22 protein-coding genes are annotated in these 22,161 nt (G+C 64.6%); 12 read left to right on the forward strand and 10 right to left on the reverse strand.

All coding sequences use genetic code 11. The annotated features are described in order from the left end of the window. The first annotated feature begins 198 nt into the window (after window positions 1-198). Window positions 199-717: a DoxX family protein gene (locus tag H143_RS0110535; RefSeq protein ID WP_026349923.1), complete on the forward strand. Its 519-nt coding sequence runs from the start codon at window positions 199-201 to the stop codon at window positions 715-717. A 164-nt stretch (window positions 718-881) separates the two neighbouring features. Here H143_RS0110535 and H143_RS0110540 read toward each other — a convergent pair whose 3' ends face one another. After that, window positions 882-2,357 (reverse strand): DHA2 family efflux MFS transporter permease subunit, encoded by a 1,476-nt coding sequence (locus H143_RS0110540; RefSeq protein WP_019938211.1) that lies wholly within the window; start codon window positions 2,355-2,357, stop codon window positions 882-884. 156 nt (window positions 2,358-2,513) lie between these two features. On the opposite strand from H143_RS0110540, the gene H143_RS0110550 reads away from it, so the two are divergent. Both H143_RS0110550 and H143_RS0110555 read left to right on the forward strand, forming a co-directional pair. After that, the gene (locus H143_RS0110550; RefSeq protein WP_019938213.1) at window positions 2,514-2,960 is read left to right on the forward strand and encodes a MarR family winged helix-turn-helix transcriptional regulator; all 447 of its coding nucleotides are present in this window, start codon (window positions 2,514-2,516) and stop codon (window positions 2,958-2,960) included. Between the two features lie 121 nt (window positions 2,961-3,081). Continuing rightward, window positions 3,082-4,263, forward strand: a complete 1,182-nt coding sequence (locus H143_RS0110555) for an alanine--glyoxylate aminotransferase family protein (RefSeq protein ID WP_019938214.1) — start codon at window positions 3,082-3,084, stop codon at window positions 4,261-4,263. Window positions 4,264-4,332: 69 nt separating this feature from the next. On the opposite strand, the gene H143_RS20440 is transcribed toward H143_RS0110555, so the two are convergent. Then, a complete protein-coding gene (locus tag H143_RS20440) occupies window positions 4,333-5,916 on the reverse strand; it encodes a glycosyltransferase family 39 protein (protein WP_019938215.1) in 1,584 nt (527 codons plus the stop codon). Window positions 5,917-6,356: 440 nt separating this feature from the next. Between H143_RS20440 and H143_RS0110565 the strand changes: the two genes are divergently transcribed. Beyond that, a complete protein-coding gene (locus H143_RS0110565; RefSeq protein WP_369751165.1) occupies window positions 6,357-7,343 on the forward strand; it encodes a glycosyltransferase family 2 protein in 987 nt (328 codons plus the stop codon). A gap of 12 nt (window positions 7,344-7,355) precedes the next feature. After that, complete coding sequence (locus tag H143_RS0110570) at window positions 7,356-8,948, forward strand: glycosyltransferase family 39 protein (protein ID WP_019938217.1); 1,593 nt, start codon at window positions 7,356-7,358, stop codon at window positions 8,946-8,948. Here the strand turns inward: H143_RS0110570 and H143_RS20445 are convergent. Then, window positions 8,908-9,303 (reverse strand): GtrA family protein, encoded by a 396-nt coding sequence (locus tag H143_RS20445; RefSeq protein ID WP_026349924.1) that lies wholly within the window; start codon window positions 9,301-9,303, stop codon window positions 8,908-8,910. The two genes, H143_RS0110570 and H143_RS20445, sit on opposite strands and share 41 nt — an antisense overlap. Before the next feature lie 72 nt (window positions 9,304-9,375). Here H143_RS20445 and H143_RS0110580 point away from each other — a divergent pair, with 72 nt between their 5' ends. Further along, complete coding sequence (locus H143_RS0110580) at window positions 9,376-10,167, forward strand: ChbG/HpnK family deacetylase (protein ID WP_231378495.1); 792 nt, start codon at window positions 9,376-9,378, stop codon at window positions 10,165-10,167. Here H143_RS0110580 and H143_RS0110585 read toward each other — a convergent pair. After that, a complete protein-coding gene (locus H143_RS0110585; RefSeq protein ID WP_019938220.1) occupies window positions 10,145-11,041 on the reverse strand; it encodes a LysR family transcriptional regulator in 897 nt (298 codons plus the stop codon). The two genes, H143_RS0110580 and H143_RS0110585, sit on opposite strands and share 23 nt — an antisense overlap. A gap of 120 nt (window positions 11,042-11,161) precedes the next feature. Between H143_RS0110585 and H143_RS0110590 the strand changes: the two genes are divergently transcribed. Both H143_RS0110590 and H143_RS0110595 read left to right on the forward strand, forming a co-directional pair. Then, a complete protein-coding gene (locus tag H143_RS0110590) occupies window positions 11,162-11,602 on the forward strand; it encodes a CidA/LrgA family protein (RefSeq protein WP_231378496.1) in 441 nt (146 codons plus the stop codon). Between the two features lie 2 nt (window positions 11,603-11,604). Continuing rightward, window positions 11,605-12,300, forward strand: coding sequence for an LrgB family protein (locus H143_RS0110595; protein WP_019938222.1), 696 nt, complete (start codon window positions 11,605-11,607; stop codon window positions 12,298-12,300). A gap of 23 nt (window positions 12,301-12,323) precedes the next feature. Here H143_RS0110595 and H143_RS0110600 read toward each other — a convergent pair whose 3' ends face one another. Continuing rightward, entirely contained in the window at window positions 12,324-12,962 is a 639-nt protein-coding gene (locus H143_RS0110600; protein WP_019938223.1) for a LysE family translocator, read from the reverse strand. A 132-nt stretch (window positions 12,963-13,094) separates the two neighbouring features. Here H143_RS0110600 and H143_RS0110605 point away from each other — a divergent pair, with 132 nt between their 5' ends. From H143_RS0110605 to H143_RS0110615, 3 genes are all read left to right on the forward strand, one after another. Continuing rightward, window positions 13,095-14,549, forward strand: a complete 1,455-nt coding sequence (locus H143_RS0110605; RefSeq protein WP_019938224.1) for a PLP-dependent aminotransferase family protein — start codon at window positions 13,095-13,097, stop codon at window positions 14,547-14,549. 93 nt (window positions 14,550-14,642) lie between these two features. Further along, window positions 14,643-14,987 (forward strand): TIGR01244 family sulfur transferase, encoded by a 345-nt coding sequence (locus H143_RS0110610; RefSeq protein WP_019938225.1) that lies wholly within the window; start codon window positions 14,643-14,645, stop codon window positions 14,985-14,987. 106 nt (window positions 14,988-15,093) lie between these two features. Continuing rightward, window positions 15,094-15,549, forward strand: coding sequence for a universal stress protein (locus H143_RS0110615; RefSeq protein WP_019938226.1), 456 nt, complete (start codon window positions 15,094-15,096; stop codon window positions 15,547-15,549). 31 nt (window positions 15,550-15,580) lie between these two features. Here the strand turns inward: H143_RS0110615 and glp are convergent, their stop codons facing one another. Genes glp through moaC form a run of 5 tightly spaced genes read right to left on the reverse strand, consistent with a single transcriptional unit; the run spans window position 15,581 to window position 18,565 of the window. Beyond that, window positions 15,581-16,786, reverse strand: a complete 1,206-nt coding sequence (gene glp / locus H143_RS0110620; RefSeq protein WP_019938227.1) for a gephyrin-like molybdotransferase Glp — start codon at window positions 16,784-16,786, stop codon at window positions 15,581-15,583. Between the two features lie 22 nt (window positions 16,787-16,808). Continuing rightward, entirely contained in the window at window positions 16,809-17,336 is a 528-nt protein-coding gene (gene moaB, locus H143_RS0110625) for a molybdenum cofactor biosynthesis protein B (RefSeq protein WP_019938228.1), read from the reverse strand. Between the two features lie 28 nt (window positions 17,337-17,364). Then, complete coding sequence (locus H143_RS0110630; RefSeq protein ID WP_019938229.1) at window positions 17,365-17,811, reverse strand: molybdenum cofactor biosynthesis protein MoaE; 447 nt, start codon at window positions 17,809-17,811, stop codon at window positions 17,365-17,367. Window positions 17,812-17,828: 17 nt separating this feature from the next. Beyond that, window positions 17,829-18,077 (reverse strand): MoaD/ThiS family protein, encoded by a 249-nt coding sequence (locus tag H143_RS0110635; RefSeq protein WP_019938230.1) that lies wholly within the window; start codon window positions 18,075-18,077, stop codon window positions 17,829-17,831. Next, entirely contained in the window at window positions 18,074-18,565 is a 492-nt protein-coding gene (gene moaC, locus H143_RS0110640) for a cyclic pyranopterin monophosphate synthase MoaC (RefSeq protein WP_019938231.1), read from the reverse strand. Before moaC ends, H143_RS0110635 begins: the two co-directional genes overlap by 4 nt. A 147-nt stretch (window positions 18,566-18,712) precedes the next feature. Between moaC and H143_RS0110645 the strand changes: the two genes are divergently transcribed. Then, window positions 18,713-22,153, forward strand: a complete 3,441-nt coding sequence (locus tag H143_RS0110645; protein WP_019938232.1) for a DUF748 domain-containing protein — start codon at window positions 18,713-18,715, stop codon at window positions 22,151-22,153. Window positions 22,154-22,161 lie beyond the last annotated feature (8 nt).

Consider the following 22,161-nt stretch of genomic DNA (forward strand, 5'->3'; position numbering starts at 1 on the left):
TTAAAGCCGGTGTGACACGGGCCGTCAGCCCGCCAAGCATATCGCAGCGCACGGCTTGAAGGCATGCCGCTTCTGGCGCGATTCTTTGATGTGCGTCAAACAATAATTTCCCCGATGGGCGCCCAATAGCGGCATAAAGCCTTGTTCAGGCTGCAGAAAATCGATTGACTCAATACAACCCATAAACGGAGATCAGATATGTCTAAGTCAGAATCAAGTGGTCCGACGGAGCGTGCCGTCATTGTGGTCTTGCGCGTGATGGTCGGTTGGATATTCCTGTGGGCGGCGATTCACCACTACGGCAACAGCGCCTATGTCGGCGCCTTTCTTTCGGCGACCAAGACCTTCCATCCCATTTATGGCGCATTGGCGCGTTCCCCGCTGTTGCCGGTCATCTCCTTCCTGGTGGAGTACGGCCATCTGCTGATCGGCCTGTCGCTGATTACCGGATTTCTTGTACGCGCCAGCGGTCCTTTCGCCATTCTGATCATGCTGCTCTACTGGACCGCGCACATGAACTTCCCGTACATCGACAACGCCAACTATGTGATCGTCGACGAACACCTGATCATCGCCGCGGTAATCGTGTGGCTGATGGTCAGGCACGCCGGACAGGTATGCGGACTGGACGGTCTGGTCGCCCGCATGGCGCCGGTGCGGCGCAGCGCGGGCATGCGCTGGCTGGTAGGTCTGTCGCCCCAGGGGCGCGCGGTTTAAAGTCTGGACGCGGATGCCATGCAGGCGTCGGCCTGAGGCCGGCGCCCGTTTGATTTTTTACAGGCGCGCTCATCGACCTTGCCGCGACATGGTGCGGCGGCGTAAAAGGGCGTGTTCAATTCGAACACGAACCGATGAATGCGTCCTTTAAGTGTTAACAGGCCCTAATCCATCACGGCATGCGCTGCGGCATCCTTGCCGGCGTTCTCGCCGTGACTGCGGATGAGCAGGAGCAGGGGCAGGATGCACAGCGTTGCGATGAACATGAGCTTGAAGGCGTCGGCATAGCCGATCATCGTCGATTGCTGGTCGATGAGGCGGTTCACGCCTGCGCGTCCTGCCTCGGTGGCCAGGTCGAAGTACTGCATCCAGCCGCCGCTTTCGCGCTGGGTCACATGCTCGGTCAGGGAGGCATGCGCAATCTGGCTGTTGCGCGTGACCACGGACTGCACCACGGAGATGCCGATGCTGCTGCCGATGTTGCGCATCAAGCTGTAGATGGAGGTGCCGTAGGCGCGCAGCTCGGGCTTGAGCGTGGCAAAGCTCACGGCCGAGAGCGGCACGAATACCAGGCCCAGTCCCACGCCCTGTATCACCCCGGGCCAGACGATATCGCTCTCGGACAGCACCAGGGTGTAGCCCATCATCTGGTAGAGCGAATAGCCTGCGACCAGCAGGCCGATGAGCAGCAGGCCGCGCACGTCCAGGCGCCCGACGAGTTTGCCGACCACCAACATGGCGACCATGGTGCCGATGCCGCTGGGGGCGGTGACCAGGCCCGTGGTGGCAACGGGGTAGCCCATCAGGTCTTCCAGCATGGGCGGCAGCAGGGCGCGCGTGGCGTACAGAATGGCGCCGATGACGAAGATAAAGCAGCTGCCGGTGACGAAGTTGCGGTCTTTGAGCAGTTCGATGCGAAAGAAGGAGCGCTCGCCCGCGGTGGCGGTGTGGATGAGAAAGAACGTGAAACTGATTACGGCCACGGCGGCCTCGATGCGGATCTCGGTCGAGTTGAACCAGTCCTTCTGCTGGCCGCGGTCAAGCAGGGCCTGCAGCGCGCCGATGGCGAATGACAAGGTGATGAATCCGAAGAGATCCAGCGTGCTTTTTCCCGCGGCCTTGATGCGCGGCATGTAGGTCATGACGCCGAGCAGGGCCAGCAGGCCGATGGGCAGATTGATGAAGAACACCCAGCGCCAGTTGTAGCTGTCGGTCAGCCAGCCGCCCAGCGTGGGGCCGAGAATGGGGCCCACCATCACCCCCACGCCCCAGATGGCCATGGCCTGCGGCTGTTTTTTCGGGGGGTTGATGTTGAGCAGGATCGATTGCGACAGCGGCACCAGCGAGGCGCCGAACAGGCCCTGCAGCAGCCGCGCCGCGACGATCTGCGCCAACGAGTCGGAAATGCCGCACAGCACGGAAGCGATGGTGAACCCGGCGATCGAGGCGCACAGCAGCTGGGTAGTGCCGTAGCGCGCGGCCAGCCAGCCGGTGAGCGGGGTGGCGATCGCCGCCGCCACGATGTAGGAGGTGAGCACCCAGGTGATCTCGTCCTGCGAGGCCGACAGCGCTCCCTGCATGTGCGGCAGGGCGACGTTGGCGATGGTACTGTCCAGGGTCTGGATCAGAGTGGCCAGCATGATCGATATTGTGATCATGCTGCGGTTGATCGGGGTTGGGGCGTCGGCGGCGGACATTGAGGCAGTACTGCAGAGGGAGGGGGCGGCGTGGCGAACCAGCACGGAATTATAATATGTGGCGACTTATAATAAGCAAGCTTATTAAATACCTGTCCTATGCCCCATTCCTACGAAGAGCGCTTCGGTTTTCTGGTTTCCGACATTGCCCGCCTGCAGGCCATTCAGTTCGATCGGCGCGGACGCCAGCGGTTGGTGCTTAGCCGCGCCCAATGCCGCGTGGCGCTGTATCTCTCCACGCTGGGTCCGATGAGCCAGGCCAAGCTGGCCGAAACGCTGGATGTCACACCCATGACCGTGGCGCGCATGCTGGATCGCATGCAGGAGGCGGGTTGGGTGCAGCGCGTTCCCGCGCCCAACGACCGCCGGGCCTTCATGGTGCAGGCGACCGACAAGGTCGAGGATGCGTTAGGGCCGGCCCTGGCCCTGGGCGACGAGATCACCGCCCTGGCCATGCAGGGCCTGAGCGACACGGAACGCAAGACTTTGCTGCGGCTGCTGAGTGTGGTGCGCGGCAACCTCGCCTCCGGGCAAGCCGGGGACTGAGACCGGCGCGCCCGACTCGCCGATTTGCCTGCGCAACCGTTCTCGGGCAGCATCAGCGGATGTCGGGTGTGCGTGATTGCGCCCCGGCCTCGTTAAAACCTTCTCTTTTCGATATCCGTACATGATAGGCCGCGAATTTCTGCACGCCCCTGGTCCCACCCATATTCCCCAGGTGGTGCTCAATGCCATGAACCGGCAGCCGCTGGACCTCGTCGATGACAGGCTCAAGGAAATCGCCAAATCCTGCTTCGAGGACCTGAAGGACCTTTTTCGCACCCAGGGCCATGTCTTTATCTATGCAGGCAACGGGCATGGCAGCTGGGAAGCGGTGTTGGGCAACATCTGTGCGCAGGGGGACACGGTGCTGGTGCCGATCGTCGGCCACTTCGCCCACGAATGGGCGGACCATGCCCGCGCGCTCGGCATCAAGACGCAGACCATCGAAGGCGATTGGCGCCGGGGCATAGACCCGGCGCGAATCGAGGAACACCTGCGCCGCGACACCGATCGCCGCATCAAGGCCGTGTTGGCCGTGCAGGTGGACACCGCTACCAGCCTGAGCTGCGACGTTCAGGCGGTGCGCCGCGCGATGGATGCGGCAGGTCATCCCGCGCTACTGGTGGCCGATGCCGTGGCGTCGTTGGGCGCCATGCCGTTCGAGATGGATGCCTGGGGCGTGGACGTGGCCATCACCGCGTCGCAGAAGGCGCTGATGTGCCCGCCCGGCCTGGCCATCGTGGCGGCCAACGACAAGGCGGTGCAGATCGCGCAGGCCACTCCCCGTTTCCAGCGCTATTGGGACTGGAATACCCGCATCGGCGATGAGTACTACACCAAGTTCTGCGGCACCATGCCCGAGCACCACATGTTCGCGCTGCGCGCGGCGCTGGATCTGATCAAGCAGCGCGGCCTGGAGGCGATCTTCCGTTCGCAGCGCATGTTGTCCGGTGCGGTACACCAGGCCGTGCAGGCCTGGAGCCAGGCCGGCGCGCTGACGTTCAACGTGTCCGCCGCGTCCGAGCGCGCCGTGACGGTGACGACGGTGCGCACGGCGGCAGGCATCGATCCGGATCGCTTGCGCACCTACGCCCGCGAAAAGCTGGGCCTGATGATTGCCGGCGGCCTGGGCAAGCTGGGCGGGTCGGCCTTTCGCATCGGCCACATGGGCAGCATCAATGAGCCCATGATTCTGGGCTGCCTGGCCACGCTCGATCTGGCGCTCAAGGAGCTCGGGCTGCCCCATGGCGAAGGCGCGGTGCAGGCGGCCATCGCGCATCTGGCGCGCGAGCGGGCGGCGGGGTAATTGCCTGCAGCCGTTGCGCGAGCATGAAAAACGGGCGCCGCGGCGCCCGTTTTTCGCATGTCTGGAAAATCACGGCTTCCAGTCAGGGTGAGGGTGCGCCGAAGGGATGCATCCCCCGACCGGCGGCACCACACCCCATTTGACGATCACTTGCGGACCCTTCGGGTCCAAGGTGGCGGGCACGCTGATGGTGCCCGTCCATTTGGCTTCTTTCATCGCGGCGGCAACCTTGGGCATGACTACGTCAGGCGTATCCGGGCTCGCATTGATGGCGACCAGCATACCGCACGCTTTCAATTGCTCGGATTTGACCCAGGGCGAGTCGTGCAAGTCGCCGTTGATCAGCACTTGCGCCTGCCGCCCGGCATGGATGGCGATGTTGCCGCCCAGCCAGGTATCGGACGTGATGAAGCGCAGCGGGGCATGGACATGGGTGTACCACGCTTGCCTGGCAGCCCGGGCCACGGCATGGCTGGGAAAATTCGAGCGGCCGGGCTTGCCCAGGATGCTGGCCAGGGGGCCGCGGCCCACGCCATAGCCGGCCGCGGTCAGGAACTGGATCACCAGGACCGTGATCAGGGCGGTCTTGAGCAGCCGCCGATCACTGTTTTCCGGGTAGAGCCAGAACACCAGCAGGCCGGTCATGAGGAAATAGGTGGTGGTCCAGTCGGCGATCATGCGCGTGCCGATGAGGATGGACACCGCGCACGTCAGTGCAAAGGGGGCCAGGGCCAGCAGCAGGATGAAGCGGCGGTCTTCGGGACGCAGGTGGGTGGCGATGCTGCCGCTCGCTGCCTGGACCGGCATGGCCTGCCTGCGGCGTGCGCGCCGCATCAGGCCGCCGACGACCAGCATGGCGAGCAGCATCGGGGCCAGGCGCGCCAGGGTCGTGGTGAGCACATACCAGATGGCCAGCAGGTTGTCGGCGCGGCTGATGATGTCCGCCGAGTCGGCGGCGTAGTCCAGCGGATTGGCCCGGTCGTGCAGCACGTACTTCATGTGATAGAGCCACATGGCATGCGGCAGCACCATCACGACCAGCAGTGCCGTGCCCGCCAGAATGCCTTTCCAGGTGCGGGCATCGCGCAGGCTGCCGCTACGCACCAGGTGCACGATGAAGATCAGGAACCACACGGCCATGCTGTATTTGGTCAGCGTGGCAAAGCCCGAAAACATGCCCAGCAGGACCCAGTCGTGCAACTGCTGGTAGCGCCAGGCGCGGTAGAGCATCCAGATCGATCCCGCCACCGACCACAGTTGTAGGGTGTTGTGGTTGGACATGACGCCGCGCGTAGTGAAGTAGGCGATGGGCATCATCAGCACCACGGCCAGTAGCGCGTTTCGCTGGGACGTGATTTCGCAGCCCAGACGCCATATGAAATACAGGGCCAGCGCGACGCTTAGCTGGGCAGCCAGGAAAGTGATCCAGATATGACGGCCGAAGACGGACATCAAGGCGTAATGCACCCAGGAGGGCAGGGGCGGATGCTTGTAATAGCCCCACTGAAATACATTGCCCCAGACCAACTCCTCCATGTTGTCCGCATCCGGGCCGCTCAGGAGCAGGCTGGGAAATGCGACCCAGAACAGTAGATTCAGGCTCAGGATCAGCAACAGCAGGGGCTGTAGCGAAGGCGCATCGAGGGAAAACATGGCGGCCAGCCGGCCGCGCCGCGTTGTGGCGACAGGCGCTGAGGACGACTCCGCCGGAGGAGGCGCCAAGGATGGCGATAGGTCGGAATTTGTCTGCATGCGGGACGTCGGCGTATAAAATAAATCCGCACGAAAATTGCGGGTGCAAAGCCTGCCATTCTATTGTAATTTCAAATATTTGCGGCTTCTCAGGGGGGACGGGTGAGGCGGATTTTCCACACGGCTTTTCACGGTAACCTAGCGGCAGGCAAACGAAAGAAAATACGGGGCGGGTAATATGCGCCGATCTGGATCAACACAGCCACAGTTAAACGCTGTTGGTGCATACTTCGCAGCCTTGTCAGCTTTTCGGTGAAATCTTGACTTCGTCTCCTCTCGATCAGCGCGCCGCCGATTTCGATCCGCCGGCCCCACCCCGCTCGGTCGATGGCCGCCCGCCCGTGCGCGGTCTGGTCAGCTGTGTGGTCCCCGGCCTGAACGAATCGGAGAACCTCAAAGTGCTGCTGCCTCGGCTGAGTGCCCTGCTGGAGCAGTGGTGCGACGGCTGGGAGATCATCGTCGTCGACGACGGCAGTACCGACGCCACCCCGGATCTCATGGCCCAATGGGCCAAGACTCCCGGGGTGCGCTATGTGCAACTGTCACGCAATTTCGGCAAAGAGGCGGCACTGGCCGCGGGCCTGGAGGAAGTCACCGGCGACGTGGCGATCAGCCTGGATGCCGACATGCAGCATCCGCTGGAGCTGATTCCCCCCATGCTGCAGCGCTGGCAGGCGGGCGTGGATATGGTCTATGCCGTGCGCAGCGATCGCACCGACGAGGGCTGGATCAAGCGGGTCGGCACGAAAATTTTCTACCGCCTGCTGGGCAGTACGCGGCGCGTGCGGGTGCCGCCCCACGCGGGCGATTTTCGCCTGATGGATCGCAAGGTGGTCGATGCGCTGATCAATCTGCACGAGCGTACGCGCTTCATGAAAGGCTTGTATGCCTGGGTGGGCTTTCGTTCCGAGGCCATGCCCTACATGCCCAAAGCGCGCCTGCACGGAATCAGCAGCTTCAACTTCTGGCGCTTGTTCAGCCTGGCCACCGACGGCATCACGGCGTTCACCACTTGGCCGCTGCGCTTTCTGGGTCTGGTGGGCGCGATCTTTGCCGTGGCGTCCATCATCTACGGCGTGGTCTTGGTGGCGCATTACCTGCTCTATGGCAATCAGACTTCGGGCTGGACGACCATCGTGACGGCACTGCTTTTTTTCTCCGGCGTCAACCTGCTTTCCTTGGGCGTGATGGGCGAATACGTGGCGCGCATTTTCGACGAGGTCAAGGGGCGGCCGCTCTTCATTACCGGGCGTCGCCTGGGCCAGGCGCGCCCGCGCCGCGAACCCTCGTCCGGCGCATCCGGTTCCGATGCGCCTAGCCAGAACTGAATCCCTGATCCCATGAGTCCTACGAATATTTCCGCGCAACCGCGCCGTCTCTTCTCCGGCGATGCTGTGCTGCTGGGCCTGGCCGCCTTCTGGCTGATTTTCCTGAACTGGGTACGGCTGCTGACGCTGCCCGACGAAGGCCGCTACACCGGTGTGGCCTGGGACATGCTGCGCCACGGCGACATCTCCACGCCGCTGCTGGACGGCATGCCGTATTTTCACAAACCGCCCCTGTTCTACTGGCTGGACGCGATATGCATGCACGTGTTCGGCATGAACGAGTGGGCCGTGCGCCTGCCGTCGGTGCTGGGCGCATGGCTGGCGCTATTTGCGACCTACGCTTTCGTGCGCCGCAACTACGGCGTGGCGACGGCGCGGGTCACCTTGCTCGTCATGGCCACCATGCCGCTGTTCTTCGGCGCGGCGCAGTTCGCCAACATGGACATGCTGGTGGCCGGCTTGATTTCGGCCACGGTGCTGGCGGGTGCCGAGACGATCCTGCGGCGCGACAGTGGCCGTCCCTGGCGTGCCATGTCGGCGCTCATGGGGGCGTTGGCCGGCCTGGCTTTCCTGGCCAAGGGACTGATCGGCCCGGTGCTGCCGGGGGGCGTGCTGTTCTTCTGGTTGCTCATGCGGCGCGACGGCAAGGGCATGCTCGCGCTGCTGCGTCCGGCAACGCTGCTGGCTTTCGCCGTGGTCGCCGTGCCCTGGTGCTGGATGATGCAGGTGCGCTACCCGGGTTTTTTCCACTATTTTTTCGTTTACCAGCATTTCGAGCGTTTCCTTGACTCGGGGTTCAACAACCAGGAACCCTGGCTGTTCTACGTGCCGGTGCTGATCGTCACCGCGCTGCCCTGGACGCTATGGGGGCTGGGCCTGTTCCGCAAGCCTTTCTGGAAGGCCGAACGCGACCCCAAGGGCATACGCCGGCTCATGGCCATCTGGGGCCTGGTGGTACTGGTGTTCTTCTCGATTCCTGCCTCCAAGCTGGTGGGCTACGTCCTGCCTGCCCTGCCGCCGCTGGCCTTCCTGCTGGCCGAGCTGGTGCGCGAAGCGGTCGAGCGCGACGGTGCGGCATCGGCGCGCTACGGCCGCCGGGCCTCGATCACCTGCGTCGCGGCGGTGGTGTTGTGCCTGATTACGCTGGTCATCGCGGCGATCAGCACACTGGAGCGCAGTTCCAGGCCTCTGGGCGAGGTCATGCGCAAGCACGAGAAGCCGGGCGATACGCTGGTCATGCTGCATTCCTACGCCTTCGACCTGCAGTTCTATGCGCGCTATACCCGGCCGGCCTGGATCGTCGACAACTGGGACGACCCGAGTATTGCGCGCATCGACAGCTGGCGCAAAGAACTGCTCGACGCTTCGGAGTTCGATCCTACCGTCCAGGTGCTGGTTTCGCAGCAGGAGTGGAAGCGGCGCATGTGCGCGGGGCCGGACGGCGCGCGCTATTGGGTCTGGGGCGACGGCGGCGACCAGACCGGCAATCCGCTGCTGACGGGTGTCAAGCCTGTAGCATCGGACAAGAAAAATATATTGTGGCTGCTCGATGCCGATGCGGCATTTAAGCAGCGGGTTTGTGGCGAAACGCCCACAGCCGGCTAGCGATGAAGGTCAGGGCGGCCATGCCCAGCAGCACGGCCGCCAGCAGGACGTAGTAGGGCAGCCTGGTCGCATGCAGCAGCCACGCATAGGTGGCCTCGTTGATGAGAAAGCCCACGGCCGAGACCAGAAAGAAGCGCAGAGCCGTCGGCAGCAATGCGGCCCTGATGTGCCGGAAGGTCAGAAGATAGTGGCCCGAGAAGGACACCCAGAAAGACACCAACCAGCCGCCGACGTTGGCCAGCACGGGCGTCAGGCCGCCGAATTTGACGAGCAGGACGGCCGTGCTCCAGTGCGTGGCCGCCGCGGAGCAGCCGACGGCGACGAACCAGAAAAGTTGTTTTAACAGCGGATGCATCGAAGCGTGGAAAATCAGAAAAACGGGCAAGGGGTGCTGCGCCGCGTAGTCATTTGCGCCGATGATTTTGGCATGAATCGCGCCGTCGACGCAGGCATTCTGGATCTGGCGCGGGCCGGCCGCCTGGGCGCTGTGAGCTGCATGTCGCTGGGCCCGTCCTTCCCCGAGCAGGTCGGGGCTTTGCGCGGCATGGATGTCGATGCGGGACTGCATTTCGACCTGACCGAGGGCGTGGGCGGGCAGGATTCCGTCGTTGCCTTGAGGACGCTGATCGTCCGGGCGTATCTGGGACGCCTTGCGCCGGCTTGGGTGGATGCCCGGCTGCAACGCCAGCTCGATGCCTTCGAACGCGTTTATGGCTCGTCGCCGGCCTATCTGGACGGACATCAGCACGTGCATCAACTGCCTGGCGTGCTGCCCCGGGTGATCGAGATCCTTCAGCGCCGCTACGGCGCCCGCATGCCCTGGCTGCGCTGCACCCTGCCGAGGTCCCAGCCGGGCGTGGGCCTGGCCAATGCGTTCAAGGCGCAGGTCATCGGCGCCCTGGGTGCCGGCGCTTTGCGGCGGACCGTGCGCGAGCGCGGCTGGCGCAGCAACGACCGGTTCCTGGGCGTCTATGGCCTGAGCGGCGGGGCGGCGCATTATGCGCGGCTGTTGCGCCGCTGGCTCGATGCGGCCCGGGACGGCGACCTGATGATGTGTCACCCCGCCCGCGCGGCCGCGCCAGCCGAGGGCGATGCGCTCATGCGCCAGCGCGCCGCCGAGTTCGAGGTTTTGTCGGGCGAGGATATGCCGGGCTGGCTGCAGGCCCGGGGCCTGCGGATCGAGCGGCAGAGCCGGATCACGCCCTTGCCAGCGCGTTAGGGCGCAGTTCCCGCGCCAGGGCCAGCCAGGCCTGGGCCGCGTGCGACAGATAGCCTCCGCGGCGCCAGATCAGGCACAACTCCCAGTCGGTTGCCGGTTCGACCAGCGGTACGCAGTTGATGCCGCTGATCGAGCGTGCCTGCAATTCCAGTCGGGGCAGGAAGGCCACGCCCAGGCCCGCGGCCACCAATGCAATGATGAAATCGATCTGGCCACTGCGCGCGGCTACGGTGGGGGTGATTCCGGCTTGTCTCCAGGCGTCCTCCAGCAGGCGATTCAGTGCGAAGCCTTCGTCGAAAAGAATGAAGGGCGATTGCCGCAGTTGCCATAGGTTTACATGCATCGCATCGGCATGCGGATGGTTGGGCGGCAGCAGGGCCACCAGGGGCTCGCACGCGACGGCCTGCCACTCGAAGGCTGCGGGCACGGGTGTGAGGGAGGCGGCCAGTTCCAGCTCGCCGGCCATGATCATCTCCTCCAGGCGCCGGCTGCCGTGTTCGATCAGGCTGATCTCGATGGTGGGGTAACGGCTGCGAAAGCGGGCAAAGAGCGGGGCGAACAGGGACCTGCTGCCCAAAGGCGGTAAGCCCAGGCGCAGGACGCCACGCTTGAGTCCGCGGATTTCATCGAGTTCGGTCTTCAGGTCGTCGCGTTCGGCCAACATGGTCAGCGCGCGGCGATATACGACTTCTCCGGCCTGGGTGAGCTTGGGAGGCTGGGACTGGCGATCCAGCAGGATCATTTGCAGTTCGTCTTCCAACTGCTTGACCGCCTTGCTGACAGTGGGTTGTGTGGCGAAAACCACACGGGCCGCCTGGGAGAAGCCGCCCTGGCGGACGACTTCCACCAGGGCGCGCAGGGTACGCAATTCCATAAATCGAGACTCCATGCTGCGGCGCAGTATAAAACGGGGCTGGGCGTTTTAAACTATTCCATATAAGCATAATTTTTATTCAAATAATTCATTTTATCTATATGAAAGAGGAGCGTACAAATGGAGTCAAGCCCCGCGGGGGCTATCCAGGAGTCCGCCATGACCTATTTCCGTCCCATTGTTTTGCGTAATTTGCTGCGCCACAGCAAATTGCTGCAGATAGGCCTGCTGATCCTGTTTTCGCTGGCCGGACAGAAAATCACCGCGCTTCTGGACCTGCCAGTTCCGGGAGGGGTTGTCGGCTTGTTGCTCGTGCTGGGCTTGCTGGCCAGCGGCAAGCTGCAGGTGCAGGCCGTGCGCCGCGGCGCCAATTGGCTGCTGGGCGAGATGCTGCTTTTCTTCGTGCCTTCGGTGATGTCCCTGCTTAACCACCATGAATTCCTGGGCATGCTGGGTTTCAAGGTATTGGCGACCATCGTTGCGGGTACGGCCATGGTCATGGTGAGTACCGCGCTGACCATCGATCTGGGCTATCGCTGGATGAACCAGCAGGCGGCCTGACCATGCCTGCGCAAGTTGACCTCTATTTTTGGCCGGCGGCGACGGTGCTGGTCTATGCCCTGGCGCGCTGGCTGTACAGCCGCCGCCCCTGCTTCTGGACGTCCACCCTGATCATGGCGCCGGCGCTGCTGCTCGGGCTGGCGGTGTATCTGCACGTGGGCTACAGCGACTACATGCTGGGTTCGCACTGGTTAATGCTGATGCTGGGCCCGGTGCTGGTGGCTTTCGCGCTGCCGCTGTACGAGCAGCGGGTCCTGATCCAGCGCTACTGGCCCCTGCTGGCGGCGGGTATCGTGGTGGGCAGCGTGATCGCCAGCTCGAGCGCCTGGTTGTTGGGCGGATTGCTGGGCCTGCCCACAGGGTTGCGCCTGAGCCTGCTGCCGCGCTCGGTGGGTACGCCTTTTGCCATGGACGTGTCGTCCCATGTGGGCGGCGTGCCCGACCTGACGGCTGTTTTCGTGATCATCACCGGCGTGCTGGGCGCCAGCATCGGTCAGTGGCTGCGCGCTTGGCTGCCGCTGCGCTCGTCCCTGGCGCGCGGCGCGCTGTTCGGCATGGGGGCGCAAGGCGCCGGTACCGCCAAAGCCCGGGAATTGGCTGACGAGGAAGGCGCGGTCGCCGGCCTGGTCATGGTGATGGCTGGCATATTCAATGTTCTGGTCACCCCCTACGCGGTGTATGCCCTGATGTCGCTCTGACCCGGCCGCCGGGGCCGCGCTGCTCAGCGGCCCGCCAGTTCCAGCGCCACCGGATAGAGCGAAGCCACCAGCAGCAAGGCCATCGCGACATTGAAACCGCGCACGATGCCGGGCTTGTGCAGCCAGCGGCGCAGGGTACTGCCAAACAGAACCCACAGGCCTACGCAGGGCAGGTTGATGATGACGCAGGCCAGGGTGGCGATCAGCAGATTGCCGAAAAAGCCTTGCTGTGGCGTATAGGTGGCGACGATGCCCACCGCCATGACCCAGGCCTTGGGGTTGATCCACTGGAACATCACGGCCTGCATGAAGCGGATGGGACGGGCGCGGGACAGGCCTTCCTGCACGGAGCTGGAATTGGCGATCTTCCAGGCCAGGTACAGCAGATAGGCGGCGCCCAGGTATTTGAGCACCTGATACACCATGGGTTCGTGCACAAACACGGCGCCCAGTCCCAGGCCCACCAGCAGCACCATGAGCGAAAAGCCCAGGCTCACCCCCAGCAGGTGCGGCACGGTTCGCTGCATGCCGAATGTCAGGCCCGAGGACGCCAGCATGGCATTGTTCGGTCCGGGTGTGATCGAACTGACCAGGATGAACAGCAGGAGCGGGCCGAGCAGTGCGGGTGAGATCAGCGGCAGGGAGAGTATGGCGGGGTACATGGCGCGGTGCTTGGAGGGATGGTTCGGAGGACTTGCCTGGTGCCTGGATTTCTGCCACTGTATGCATAGTTAACGGTACAGTACCGATACACTTCGTGGGCTCGTGTTGATAACTGGCCCGGTAAAAAAACCATGACAGTTCACGCCGCCATGCCCGCGGCCGGTTGGCAGCCGGTGCGCGAGGCCGATGCAACATTGGTCAGCCAACTGACCGACGATCTGGCCCGCCGCATCGACGACCAGGGTCTACGCCCCGGCACGCGCCTGCCTTCGATACGCAAGATGGCCCAGCAGGCAGGCGTGAGCCGCTTCACGGTGGTCGAGGCCTACGACCGCCTGGTGGCGCGTGGCTTGCTGCAATCGCGCCGCGGCGCCGGCTTTTTCGTCAAGGCGCGGTCGCGCCAGGCGCTTCAACCCGCGGCTGCCGTTCCGCAGGCGCCCGCGCGCATCGACCATGCCTGGCTGCTGCGCAGCCTGTTCGGCTCCGGTTTGTCGTCCGGCACGCCGAGCAGCATGGGCCTGCTTCCGACCGACTGGCTCGACCCTGAAATGGTGGCCGCCGCCGTGCGCGCTGTCGGCCGTTCGGCGCGCGCGAACCTGCTGGCATACGGCCATCCTCAGGGCTACGAGCCACTGCGCCAGCAGATCGCCGCCCTGCTGCAGGAGCGGGGACTGCTCGTGCATCCCGAGCGCAACCTGCTTACCACGAATGGGGTCACGCACGGACTGGATCTGGTGGTGCGCCATTTCGTGCAGCCGGGCGACACCGTACTGGTCGAAGATCCGGGGTGGTTCGTGATCTTCGGCCGCCTGGCCTCGATGGGCGCGCGCCTGATCGGCGTGCCGCGCGGCCCGCAAGGCCCCGATATCGCCTGGCTGGAGAAGGCGGCCGCCCAGCACAAGCCCAAGCTTTTCATCATCAATAGCGCCGTGCACAACCCAACGGGGCACACCTTGTCGGCGGGCGCGGCCTACGACGTCCTGCGCGTGGCCGAGCGCCACGACTTCCGGGTGGTCGAGGATGTCACTTATGGCGAGCTGCACCCTGGCCGCGCCATCACGCTGGGCGAGCTCGACCGGTTCAAGCGCGTCATCATGGTGGGTGGTTTTTCCAAGATGCTGGCTGCCAGCCTGCGGGTGGGCTATGTGGCGGCCGATCCCGATATTGTGCAGCAGCTCACGGATTTGAAGCTGCTTGCCGGACTCACGTCCGGCGAAGTGGGCGAGCGCGTCGTGCACCGCGTGTTGATGCAAGGGCAGTACCGTCGCCACGTCGAACGCGTGCGTCAGCGTGTGGACGAGGCGCGCGAGCGCTGTGTCAAGGCATTGATCAAGCTGGGTTTTGCCATGCCGCACGAACCTTATGCCGGCATCTTCATCCTGGCCGATTGCGGCCGCGATTCCGAGGCCGTGGCGCGCGAGGCGGCCGGGCGCGGCATGCTGCTGGTGCCGGGGACCTTATTTTCGCCTTCGCAAACGCCCTCTACGCTGCTGCGTTTTGCGGTGTCCATGGTGGACGACGCCAAGGCCTGGCGCGATCTGGCGGTCCTGCAGCGCGAGCACGCAGGCATGGCCGCCCGCAGCTAGCCGCCCGCAGCTAGCCGCCCGCAGCTAGCCTATGCGCGCGCAGGCCAGCATATACTTTTCCCCTAGTCCGATCGCTTTTTCAGGAAGCCCATCATGTCCGTAGCCATCCGCCCGCTTTCCCCCACTTTCGCCGTCGCCCCCCAGCTTGCACCCGAAGACATGGCCGATGTCGCCGCGGCCGGGTATAAGAGCGTCATCATCAATCGGCCCGACCACGAAGGGGGCGCCGACCAGCCCACCGCGGCCGACGTGACGCGCGCGGCCCAGGCGCTTGGGTTGCAGGTTCAATACCTGCCCGTGGTCAGCGGCGCCATGACCATGGACGACGTGACCCGTTTTGCCGAGCTGCTGCGCACGCTGCCTGGCCCCGTTCTGGCCTATTGCCGTACCGGCACGCGCTGCACCAATCTCTACGCCAATGCCCAGCAGCTGGGCTAAAGCCGCTCGCTGCCGCGTTCGCATCGGGCGGATTTGACATAGGTCATGACGGCAGCCGTTTTTTTCCAGTAGCATGGAAACGTTACTCTCAAGAAGGAGCGAGACCATGTTCAAGAAAATTCTGCTTCCTACCGATGGTTCTCCGCTGTCGTGCCAGGCCGCCAATGCCGGAATCATCTTCGCGCGATCGGTCGGGGCGGAGGTCGTTGCGCTGCACGTCACGCAGCCCTTCGCGGCCACCATCGGCTTTGACGGCATGGCGGCAGCCTACGCCATCACCGACGAGGACTACGAGAAGGCCGCGGCCGAGCAGAGCGCGAAGTATCTCAAGCACATCAGCGACCGCGCCGAGACCGCGGATGTGAAAGTCACCACGCGCTCCGTGTCCAACTTCAACGTGGCCGATGGCATTGTGCAGGCCGCGGCGGACGAACACTGCGATCTGATCTTCATCGGCAGCCATGGCCGCAACGGCCTTTCGCGGCTGCTGCTGGGCAGCGTCACGGTCAAGGTGCTGAGCCTGTCGCGCGTGGCGACGCTGGTGTTCCACGTCAAGGAATGAACGCTAGGCGCCTGCACGGCGCCTGCGGCAGTCAGGCCAGCCAGTGCTTCAGGTCGTAGTAGCTCACGATATCCCCGTCGTGAACGGGGATGCCGGCCGGCAGGCGCGCCAAGCCGTCGCACCAGGGCAGTGAGCTGATCGCGCCCGAACTTTGGTTGCTGTAGGGTGCCACGTCGGCATGGCCGTGCGCCAGAGGATGGTATTGCACGCGAATGAATTCCTCGCGGCTGTCCTGGCGGGTTTTTTCCGTGCGCAGCGCGGCGCGCAGCACCGGCGGATATATGCGCGCGCGGCCCTGCATGCGGCGAATCATGGGCGATACCAGCACCGTGAACACCGCATAGGCCGACACGGGGTTTCCTGGAAGGCAGACGATCAATTTGTCGCCAAGCCGGGCCATGGCCACGGGTTTGCCCGGTTTCATGCGCACTTTCCAGAGCGCCAGTTCGCCGCCCAGCGACTCGATGGCCGGCTTGACCAGATCGTGGTCGCCTACCGACACGCCGCCCACACTGATGATGAGATCGCAATCGGCCTGCAGGGCGCGCAAGGCGGCTTGCAGGTCGGCGGTATCATCGCGCGCATGCCTTACCTGGGTCACCTGCGCGCCCAGGCCTTGCGCCAGGGCAGTCAACATGGGGCCGTTGGAGTTGTAGACGTGCCCGGCCGCGCGTGCCTGGCCGGGCACGGCCAGTTCGTCGCCGGTGGTCAGGATGCCGACGCGCAGGCGCGGATAGACCTCGATTTTGTCCAGACCCTGCGAAGCCAGGAGCGCGATGTGCGCGGCCTGAAGCAGTGTGCCGGCTGTCAATAGCGGCGTGCCGCGGCGCACGTCCTCGCCCAGTTTGCGCACGTGCTGACCGATCTGCGGCGCTTCGGTAATCTCGACCATGCCCCCGGTTTCGCGCGTGTTTTCCTGCATGACTACGGTGTCGGCGCCTTGCGGAATCAGGCTGCCCGTGAACAGGCGCGTGGCCTGGCCGGCGACGAGCGGCTCAGGCTGCTCGCCCGCGTAGCAACGCTGCTGGATGGGCATGCTGGCGCCGGGTTGGTAGTCGGCCTGGCGGATGGCGTAGCCATCCATGGCGCTGTTATCGGCAGGCGGCAGGTCAACCGTGGCGGCAAGGTCGGTTGCAAGCACGCGGCCCACGGCCTGGACCAGGGGAACGGTTTCGGTGCGCGTGGGGACGGGAGCGGCTTCGGTAAGCCGGGATTGGGCCTCGTCGAATTCGAGCATGGATCGCAAGCAGGTGGGTGTGTCAGGCCGCGGAACGGGCGCGGTTCAGGTGGGTGGCGAAATTGCAGGGTTTGTGGCGGCTGTCGAGCTGTTCGCGGATGATTTGGGTCCAGGCCATTTCGCAGGCGTGGTTGGAACCCGGCATGCAGAAGATCACGGTATTGTTGGCGTAGCCCGCCAACGCGCGCGACTGGATCGTGGCGCTGCCGATCTCTTCGAACGACAGCTGGCGGAACAGCTCGCCGAAGCCGTCGATTACCTTGTCGAACAAGGGCATGAGGGCCTCGGGTATGGAGTCCTTGTGCGAGAAGCCGGTGCCTCCCGTGGCGAGGATGACCTGGACCTGCGGGTCGGCGATCCAGTCGCTGGTCACGCGGCGGATCTGGTAGATGTCGTCGCGCACGATCTCGCGCCTGGCGCATACATGGCCTGCCCGGGCCACGTGCTCGGCCAGCAGGTTGCCCGAGGTGTCGTCGCCCGCGGTGCGCCGGTCGCTCACCGTGAGAATGGCGCAGGCAAGCGAAATGGCTTCATCGGTGTGGCTGCTCATGGCGTTCCTTGAGGTTTTCTTCGTTGTTTCAGGACTCGGTGCGGCGTTCGTCGGTCTGGCGCTGTTCGACCCAGAACTGCTTTCCCGAGGTCAAAGTTTCACGCTTCCAGAAGGGCGCTCGAGTCTTGAGGGCGTCGATCATGTATTCGCAGCCGCGAAAGGCGTCGCCGCGATGCGCGCTGGCCGCCGCCACGAATACGATCTGCGCTTGGCGATGCAGGGTGCCGACGCGGTGGACGATGATCGTGCCGGCCAGACTCCAGCGCTGTCGCGCTGTGGCGGCGATGTCTTCGAGCTCGCGCTCGCACATGCCGGGATAGTGCTCGAGCGTCAGCGTCTGCGTCGGTTCGTCGGGCGCATAGTCGCGCACATAGCCGGTGAAGGTGACGATCGCGCCGGCCTGGCCGCCTACGTTCTCACGCAAGGCACTTGCCAGCGCCGCGCCGTCGAAATCAGCTTCCTGGACGATGATCATGGTTCGGCTCCGGTTTTTCAGCCGCCGGTCACGGGTTCGAACACCGCGACTTCGTCGCCAGGCCGCACGCGCGCCGCGGGTGCGGCGTGTTCCTGGTTGATGGCCAGGCGCAGGCGCTGAGCCTGGGCCAGGCGGGGATAGCGCGCGCGCAGCTCGGCCAGCAGGATCTCGCCAGTGGTTTCGGCGGCCAGGGGCCAGGCCTCCGCACGCTTGCCCACCAGCTCCGCCACACGGGCGAAATAAAGCAGATTGAGGGCGCTGTTCATGGCTGTCTGCGCCACTGCCCGCTCTTGCCGCCCGCCTTGTATTCCAGGCGGATGTCTTCGATGACGATGCCCTTGTCGGCGGCCTTGCACATGTCGTAGATGGTCAGCGCCGCGACGCTGCAGGCCGTCATGGCTTCCATTTCGACGCCGGTCTTGTATTGGGTGCGGCAGGTGGCGCGCACTTCGATGGCGTGCTTGTCTTCAAGCAGGCTGAAGTCCACGCCCACGAAGGCCAGCGGCAGGCTGTGACACAGGGGTATCAGGTCGGCGCAGCGCTTGGCGGCCAGCACGGCGGCCACCCGAGCCGTGTTCAGAACCTCGCCCTTGCCTTGTCCGGGCGCCGTGAGCAGACCATAGGCCTGGGCGTTCATGCGCACCCGGCCGCTGGCGACGGCCACCCTTTCAGTGTCGGTTTTGGCGCCGACATCGACCATGCGGATCTGGCCGGAATCGTCCAGGTGGCTCAGGGCGGGGAGAGGGGAGCTCATGAATAAAAACAAGAGGATATGGGGCTGACACCTATGATAGACGAGCACGGAGCCGGCCGGCGATAATCGGCACCAAAGCCATGGGCTGCATGGCGGCGACATCCCCGGAGCGCGAACGGGGTGCAAAATCTGGTGGGAGTGCGTGAGATGCAGTTGCGGATGCCGGTTCTGAAACTCAACCGACGAACGGGCAAGATCCTGCTGGGCATCGCGCTGGCGCTGCTGTTGCTGGCCGGGGTGGCCGCCTGGCAGGTGCCCAAGCTGGTGCGCAATGCGCTGACCCAAGATGTTTCCCGGATGCTGGGCCGCCAGGTGGCGGTGGGCAAGATCAGCTTCAACCCCTTCACGCTGACGCTGCGTGCGCACGAACTCACCGTAGGACGCCCCCATGAGGCGCCGCTTCTGCAAGTCGGCGAAATTGACCTGAGCGGGGCCTGGCGTTCCCTCGTGATGTTCGCGCCGGTGGTCGACATGATCCATATCGATCAGCCCAGGCTCAGGCTGGTGCGGCAGGACCCCACGCATTTCAATTTTTCCGACATCGTCGACCGCTTGGCCAGGATGTCGGCCGTCAAGCCGGGTCAGCCCAAGCCGGCCAGCACGGGGCTGCCGCGCTTTTCCCTGAACAATATGTCGTTGACCGGCGGCGTTGTCAGCCTGGACGACCGCGTCACCGGCCGCAAGCAGGTGATAGACCAGATCACGCTGGGCGTGCCTTTTCTTTCCTCGTTCGGCTACGCCACGCATATCAACGTGCAGCCCAAGGTGCACCTGCGCATCAACGGCAGCCCCCTTGATCTGACCGGCACCGCGCGGCCCTTCGACAAGGTGCCCGCATCCACGCTCAATGTGGTGTTTTCCGGGTTGGCGCTGGAGAAGTGGACCGACTTCTGGCCCATGGCGCGGCCGCTGCCCATCAAGATCAACCATGCCTTGCTCGACTCCAATCTGCAGGTGCGTTTCGAGCAGCCGGCCGGTGCGGCGCCGCGCATCCGCGTGCAGGGCGACCTGGGTCTGCGCCAACTCGATGTGAGCGAAGCCTCGGGCGCGCCGCTGCTGTCCTGGGGGGATTTGCGGTTCGAGCGGGTTGCGGTGGATCTGGATGCGAAGAAGGCTTCGATCGGATCGGTGACCTTGTCGGAGCCTCGCGTGCAAGTGCATCGCGATGCGCGCCAGCTCAACTGGCAGCGGGTGGCCGACGGTTTCGCCGCCTTGCGCGCTGAGTCCGGGCCTGCGGCCCAGCCGACCCCGGCCAGGACCCGTGACCATGTTCCGGCAGCGCCGGCGGGCAAGGCGACCGAGGGCGCCGCGCCCGCTTCTGCCGAACCCTCCGCCTGGAAAATCTCCGTTGGCGACGCCAGGCTCAAGGACGGCGAAATCGACCTGCGCGACGATGCGATGGGTCTGGACTATCCGCTGAGCGGTTTGTCCGCCGAGGTTGAGAACATCGCCGTGCCGCAGGTTGCGGGTCAGCCCATGCACGTATGGCTGAACATGGACAACAACCAGGACGGCAGCTGGCTGCGGGCCAGGGCGCCCGTGGTACTGCAACCGCTGTCGGTGAAGGCCCAGCTGCAGCTGGGCAACCTGGCTCTGGCGCCTTTCGCGGCGGCGGTGCGCCGTGTTGCGCCCATCGCCGTGCAGCACGGGAGGCTGGATCTCGAAAGCAGGATCGAGGTGGATGGTCCGCGAATCCAGGCGCGTGGCGTAAAGCTGGGCTTGCGTGGCATCGCCGCGCGCGACGAGGGCGTCAAGCCCGCGGTGGATCTGTCCCTCGGGTCCTTGTCGCTGGCGGCGGACCGCCTGGCCCTGGACGCCACGCCGGCGCACTTCACCCTGCGGGCCGATGGCATCCAGAAGCAGGGTACGCTGGCGCTCACGGGCTCGTTGGTGGCCAAGCCCCTGTCGTTCAAGGCCTCGGTCGATCTGGCCAAGTTCGATGCGGCGTCGCTGGCGCCCTTCATCGCCTCCAGCCTGAATGCCACAGTGCGCAGCGTCTACGTGGGCGCGCGCGGCAACGTCGAGTTCGCGGCGGCGCAGGGTAGCGCGCCTATGAGCGTGGACTGGAAAGGGGGCGTGGATGTCAACGACCTGGACCTCGAAGACCGTGTCAACCGGGCCGAATTCCTCAACTGGAAGCATCTGGGCCTGAGCGCGATGCACATCTCGATGACGGGCGGCAAGCTTGGCCTGGGGCTGGGCGACATTCTGCTGGAGGATTTTTACGGCAACATCCTGCTCGATAGCCACGCGCGTCTGAACGTCATGGACTTGATGGTGGAGAAGGGCACGGCCGCCGGCTCCATCACGCAGGATACGCAGACCCGCGGCCAGGCCGAGCGCAAGCCGCAGACCAAGGCCCAGGCGGCGCACGCGCGCCATGCCGAACCCGCCGGCATGGCGCCGGATATTTCGATAGACAGCGTCACGCTCAAGCGCGGCCGCATGACTTTCAACGACCATTTCGTGCGCCCCAATTACCGCGCCGAGCTGTCGTCGATCGATGGATCGCTCTCGACCGTGTCATCGGCCAAGCCGGCGCCGGCCAGGGTCAGTATCACCGGCCGCGTGTACGGCACGGCGCCCCTGTCGATATCGGGTACGGTACAGCCGTTCTCCAAGTACCTGGCGCTGGATATCAAGGCCTTGGCCAAGGGCGTCGATCTGCCCAAGTTCACCACCTATTCGTCCAAGTATGTGGGCTACGCCATCCAGCGCGGCAAGCTGTCGGTCGACCTGCACTACCAGATCAAGAACCGTACCCTGCAGGCGACCAACAAGGTGCGGCTCAACCAGCTCACGTTCGGCAAACCGTCCAACAGCCCCGACGCGCTCAAACTGCCGGTGCTGCTGGCCGTGGCGCTGCTCAAGGACTCAAACGGCAATATCGATGTCGACTTGCCGATCTCAGGTTCGCTGGATGACCCGCAGTTCTCGGTGGGCGGCATCATCGTGCGCGTGATTGTGAACACGCTGGTCAAGGCGGTGACCTCGCCCTTCAAGTTGCTGGCCGCCGCTTTCGGCGGCGACAGCCAGGACCTGTCGCACATCGATTTCGCGCCGGGCAGCGCCGCGCTCGAGGACAAGGGAAAATCCAGTATCGCCACGCTGGTCAAGGCGCTGACGGACCGGCCCGCGCTGCAGATGGACATCATCGGCCGGGCCGATCCTCAGGCCGACCGCCAGGGTTGGGTGGACGACCAGATGCGCAAGCTCAAGGCCAAGGACATGGCCGTGCACGGCAAGATTCCCGATCCCGACCGTATCGTGCTGACCGACGCCGATCGCGCCAAGTATCTGGAAAAGGTCTACGACCACACCAACATCAAGGACAAGCCGCGCAACTTCATCGGCATGGCCAAATCCCTGCCGCCCGACCAGATGAATGCCCTATTGCTCAAGGCCGCGCCTTTGGACAAGAAAAGCCTGCGCCAGCTCGCCGACGCGCGCGCCCAGGTCGTGTACGAGCAACTGCTGGATACGGCTCCGGCGCTGGCCGATCGCGTCTTCGTCGTTGCGCCCAAGCTCGATGCCGACGGTATCGAGGGCGGCGGCGCGGCGACTCGCGTCGATTTCGCCTTGCATTGACACGGCCC

Origin of the sequence: Bordetella sp. FB-8 (assembly GCF_000382185.1) — a bacterium.
Taxonomy (GTDB): domain Bacteria; phylum Pseudomonadota; class Gammaproteobacteria; order Burkholderiales; family Burkholderiaceae_B; genus Bordetella.